At 65.9% G+C, this 820-nt stretch carries 1 protein-coding gene; it reads left to right on the forward strand.

All coding sequences use genetic code 11. The features are described 5' to 3' along the window. Positions 1–820, forward strand: an 820-nt coding sequence (locus tag AC1DWI_RS25005) for a [protein-PII] uridylyltransferase family protein (protein WP_477726160.1), incomplete at both ends; no start/stop codon positions are given.

Consider the following 820-nt stretch of genomic DNA (forward strand, 5'->3'; position numbering starts at 1 on the left):
CGACTGTGACGGCGCCCTCGAAAGCCAGGCCCCGCTTGCCGTAGTGACCTGCGCCATGACCGAGCTGGCCGAGCTGGCCCTGGATGTCGCCATGCGCGAGTCGGGAGCCGAACTTGACGGGCTGCATGGCGCACCGCAAGGCCCCGACGGGGAGCGTGCCCGGATGTGGGTTGTGGGCATGGGCAAGCTGGGTGCGCGTGAACTCAACGTTTCCAGCGACATCGACCTCATCTATGTCTACGACCACGACGGCGAAACCCGGGGGCGCAGCGATGGCCGCGGGCAGATATCCAACCACGAGTACTTCGCGCACCAGGTCAAAGCCGTCTTCAGCCTGATTGGTGATGCCACGGAGCATGGTTTTGTGTTTCGGGTGGACCTGGCGCTCCGGCCCAACGGAAGCTCCGGGCCGGCGGCCACTTCACTGAGCGCGCTTGAGGAGTATTTCCAAGCACAGGGTCGTGAATGGGAACGCTTTGCCTGGCTCAAGAGCCGGGTGGTGGCGCCGCTTGAATGCGTGCAGGACGGCYCGGCGCAGGCCCTGCGCGGCTCCGTGCTGCCCTTCGTGTTCAGGCGCTACCTTGACTACAACGTCTTCGATGCGCTGCGCACCTTGCACCGGCAAATCCGCGAGCATGCCGCCAAGCGCTGCGCCGGCCACCCGGAGCGGGCCAACGACGTGAAGATGTCGCGCGGCGGCATTCGCGAAATTGAATTCACCGTGCAATTGCTCCAGGTGGTGCGCGGCGGACAGTTTCCCGAGCTGCGCACCCGTCCCACGGTAGACGCCTTGCAGCGCGTGGCACGCGCGGGCCTGATG

Source organism: Polaromonas sp. P3_C2 (assembly GCF_056402675.1).